Annotated in this window: 3 protein-coding genes; 2 read left to right on the forward strand and 1 reads right to left on the reverse strand. The window is 45.1% G+C overall.

Annotated elements, in window-relative coordinates; translation table 11 throughout:
* Positions 1 to 251 precede the first annotated feature (251 nt).
* Entirely contained in the window at positions 252 to 1,763 is a 1,512-nt protein-coding gene (ilvA, locus tag IM479_RS08525) for a threonine ammonia-lyase, biosynthetic (RefSeq protein WP_287687399.1), read from the forward strand.
* A gap of 263 nt (positions 1,764 to 2,026) precedes the next feature.
* Positions 2,027 to 2,905: a 16S rRNA (cytosine(1402)-N(4))-methyltransferase RsmH gene (rsmH, locus tag IM479_RS08530; protein WP_287687401.1), complete on the forward strand. Its 879-nt coding sequence runs from the start codon at positions 2,027 to 2,029 to the stop codon at positions 2,903 to 2,905.
* 117 nt (positions 2,906 to 3,022) lie between these two features.
* On the opposite strand, the gene IM479_RS08535 is transcribed toward rsmH, so the two are convergent.
* A complete protein-coding gene (locus IM479_RS08535; RefSeq protein WP_149987711.1) occupies positions 3,023 to 4,015 on the reverse strand; it encodes a glycosyltransferase in 993 nt (330 codons plus the stop codon).
* Positions 4,016 to 4,357: the final 342 nt, after the last annotated feature.

Genomic DNA, 4,357 nt, shown 5'->3' on the forward strand with positions numbered 1-4,357 from the left:
ATCAAGGGTTGCGCTTGCTTTGGTTTAACCTGAGCGACTTAGTTTTTGCTGCGCTTTTTTCTGGCCTGAGATTTTAGGTTCGACAGCAACTCCTTGATTGTTTTTTGAGTTACCCCTTGACAATCAAGACAGTCGCTACAATAACTGCTGATGGCTAAAAAGCAGACGGCTCTTTTATTGCTAACCCGACCGACGATGATCTATTCTGGATCCTAACCTGACTCGCGAATCCTCACCGCCAAAAAAGAATAATGTACTGCGATTACCTGGTTCAAATCCTCACCGCACGCGTTTACGATGTCGCCCAAGAAACCCCCTTAGAACTTGCCCCCAATCTCTCCCAACGCTTGCACAATCAGCTTTTACTCAAGCGCGAGGATATGCAGTCGGTTTTCTCTTTTAAACTGCGCGGCGCATACAACAAAATGGCGCATTTGTCAAGGGATTTGTTACAAAAAGGTGTAATTGCTGCTTCGGCGGGAAATCATGCCCAGGGAGTCGCTTTGGGGGCGCGGCAATTGGGAACCCAAGCGATTATCGTTATGCCTGTCACCACTCCGCAAGTCAAAATCGATGCGGTAAAAGCCCGGGGCGGGATTGTCGTCCTGCACGGTGACACCTACGATGATGCCTACACCTACGCGCGGCAGTTAGAACAGGAAAAAGGCTTAACTTTTATCCATCCCTTCGATGACCCGGAGGTAATCGCCGGCCAGGGTACGATCGGTATGGAAATTTTACGACAATATCAGCAACCGATCGAGGCGATTTTTGTCGCTATTGGTGGCGGTGGACTAGTATCAGGTATTGCAGCCTATGTGAAGCGTTTACGCCCAGAAATTAAAATTATCGGGGTGGAACCTGTGGACTCAGACGCGATGAATCAATCCCTAAAAGCCGGTTATCGGGTGCGTTTGTCCCAAGTGGGATTATTTGCCGATGGGGTGGCGGTGCGCGAGGTGGGAGAGGAGACTTTTCGTCTCTGTCAGCAGTATGTGGATGAGATTATCCTCGTGGATACGGATGATATCTGTGCGGCGATTAAGGATGTTTTTCAAGATACACGCTCGATTTTAGAACCTGCGGGGGCGTTAGCGGTAGCAGGAGCGAAAGCTTATGTAGAAAGAGAAGGAATTGAGGATAAAACCCTCGTTGCTGTCGCTTGTGGAGCGAATATGAACTTTGATCGTCTGCGGTTTGTGGCGGAAAGGGCAGAATTAGGGGAACGGCGCGAGGCGTTGTATGCTGTGACTATTCCCGAAGAGCCTGGCAGTTTACGCCGTTTTTGCGAATGTGTCGGCAAACGCAATTTAACCGAATTTAGTTATCGCATTGCCGATGAAAAAGAAGCACATATTTTTGTCGGCGCCCAGATCGAAAATCGCAGCGATGCCAAGAAATTAGCCGAGAGTTTTGAAGCTTGCGGCTTTAAAACCCTCGATATTAGCGATGACGAATTGACTAAATTGCATCTGCGCCACATGGTGGGAGGGCGATCGCATTTAGCCGATCATGAATTATTTTATCGCTTCGAGTTTCCCGAACGACCGGGGGCTTTAATGAAATTTGTCGCCTCCATGAGTCCCCACTGGAATATCAGCGTTTTCCATTATCGCAATAACGGGGCCGATTACGGGCGCATCGTCGTGGGCATACAGGTCCCCCCCGATGAAATGAATCAATGGCAAGCTTTTCTCGATACTCTCGGCTATCGCTATTGGGATGAAAGTCAAAATCCGGCCTATCAGTTATTTTTAGGTTAGAGTTGGCTGAATAAATCTAAAAACCTTGTTGGATAAGGCTTTTAGACTTTTTCCCCCTCAAAAAGTGCTGACCATTGGAGTGATCGGGGGTAAAATTCAGGCACTTTTTCCCTGAAAATTAGGTAACTGACTACCCCAAAATCGGTAAAACCCTACACCCTACACCCCACACCCCACACCCCACACCCCACACCCTGCCCCCACCAACAAACTTTTTCAGCAAACCCTAGGTTAAATCGCCATTTTCAGGAAGTTATCAGCAGATGAATCAAGATTTTCCCCATATTCCCGTTTTGAGTCAAGAATTAATCGCCGGCTTAAATATTCAACCCGGGGGACATTATCTCGATCTTACCCTAGGCGGTGGTGGACACAGCCGCTTGCTTTTAGAAGCTCATCCCGAAACGACAGTAACCGCCATCGATCGCGATCAAAGCGCCCTGGAAGCCGCTAAAATTAGTCTTGCCCCCTATCTAGATAGCCGTTTAACCCTCTGGTGGGGGAACTTCGCCGATTATAATGGACAAAATAGCAGTTTTGATGGCATTATCGCCGATTTAGGAGTCAGTTCTCCCCAATTCGATCAGAGCGAGCGCGGCTTTAGTTTTCGCCACACGGCAGCCTTAGATATGCGGATGGATCGCTGTCAATCCCTGACGGCAGCCGATATTATCAACCATTGGCACGAAAAAGAATTAGCAGATCTTTTTTATCAATACGGAGAAGAACGTTTATCTCGTCCTATTGCTCGCTCGATCGTCCAAAAACGTCCTTTTACTACCACTACTGAATTAGCGGCTGTCATCGCTAGTTCTGTCCCCGCTAGTTACCGTTATGGGCGTATTCATCCGGCAACGCGGGTTTTTCAAGCCCTACGCATCGCTGTTAATCAAGAATTAGATTCTCTCCAACAATTGTTAGATCAAGCCCCCCACTGGCTAAAATCCGGGGGAATTATCGCTATGATCAGTTTTCATAGTCTAGAAGATCGTCTGATCAAGTATGGCTTTCGCAAAGATAATTCGTTGAAAATTATCACGAAAAAGCCGATTATCCCCAGCCGGGAAGAACAGGCTAAAAATCCTCGTTCTCGTTCGGCTAAACTAAGAATAGCCCAAAAGATAGAATCAGAGGTTATCTGATAGCAGTTATCTTAATGGTGAGGTACAAACTCTCTGGTTTTAGGGAGTCGTTATCTTGAAGACAAAGGCTATCAACTATTTTTTGTACGAAGGAGAAATAATCGATCGAGAATTGAATTATGCTTTTGACTTGCCAAGGTTGTTTATTTTGTGTTTAAATCTGTCGTATTTGAAAGCTAAATATCGCTGACTGAACAACCATCTTTTTTCAAATTGACTTAAAGCAGACCATTGGTCGTAGGTGGGAAAAGCCACATCTTCAAAAAAAGATATCCATTGATTTAAAGTGGTTTCAATTGTGTGTTCTTTCGCCCTCTTATAACCGTTTTCAACCATTTTTTGATAAAGTTCTGGAGAACTTTTCAGACGACGAACTGCTTGAATTGTTTCCTCTAGAGAGTGAATAATAATAAAATCTAACTCCGTCTTTCTTTCTGCTAAAAAGCCTAACTCTGGAGTCAAAAGGGCAGGAACACCGGCGTGCCAAGCATTAATTAGCTTAATAGAACCTTTATTAGGATAATTTCGAGAATCAAAACTACGGGCGGCTACAATCACATCTAGATTAGTATAATCGTGCCATTGAAATTTATCCCAAATCGGCATCCAATGGCAATTGAGAGTATCCAAAGACTCTGGCCATGCTTCCGACCTTAATTCCGCTGCCAACTGACCCCTGTTGCCAATGTAAGAAATATTCTCGACTAGGGTGTTCCGTTCCCTATCTCTGGGAATTAACCCTGGCATCGGCCAATGACTAATTAGATGGGGGTTCCAAATAGAGTCTTTAGTCTTCTCCCAAGTATACGGATTATAAACAATGTGTAGGTGAGCCGAAGGGTGATATTCTTTGTCGCTTTGGACACAAATTAACATGACCTTATCCAGGAAAGGATAGTCATTATCTAGGGTATCTCGGTCAGCGATTAAAATTCCTTGCTCCGGGATTTCTCTGGCTATTTCACAAGGAAAGCCAGCTTGTTTAAGATGAAAGTAGGTTTGCGATATCCAAGCGGCGAAATTGGTAGGATCGCCTGTCCATAAAGTCTGGTCTTCCCTGATATTTTTTTGTCTGATTTCGTCAGGGGCGTAAAAATAGATTGTTCGCATTTATATAAGGCCAAAGCATTCTTTGTCCCATAGTTTAGCGCAAAAACGCTTTGCCGTCAATTGTACCTCAAGAGGTCAGCAATTCTTATTATGGAAACCAGCCAGCCAAACCCCCAGTCTAAAGAAATACATTCGATCACCTCCTAGGGTGGATAATTAGGAAATAATCCCTTGACCTAGGGAAATAGTGCCGGGGTTCGCTTTAATTAGGGTTTGCTGAATAAAGCTAAAAACCTTACAGGAAAAGGCTTTTAGCTAGATTGAGAGTCGCTCAGGTGCCCCTGAATCTGCTAAAATTACTCAAAACCCTTGCATCTTCTCTCCTTAGTACCAATGTATCGC

It is taken from the genome of Microcystis sp. M165S2 (assembly GCF_020245885.1).
In the GTDB taxonomy this organism is placed as follows: domain Bacteria; phylum Cyanobacteriota; class Cyanobacteriia; order Cyanobacteriales; family Microcystaceae; genus Microcystis.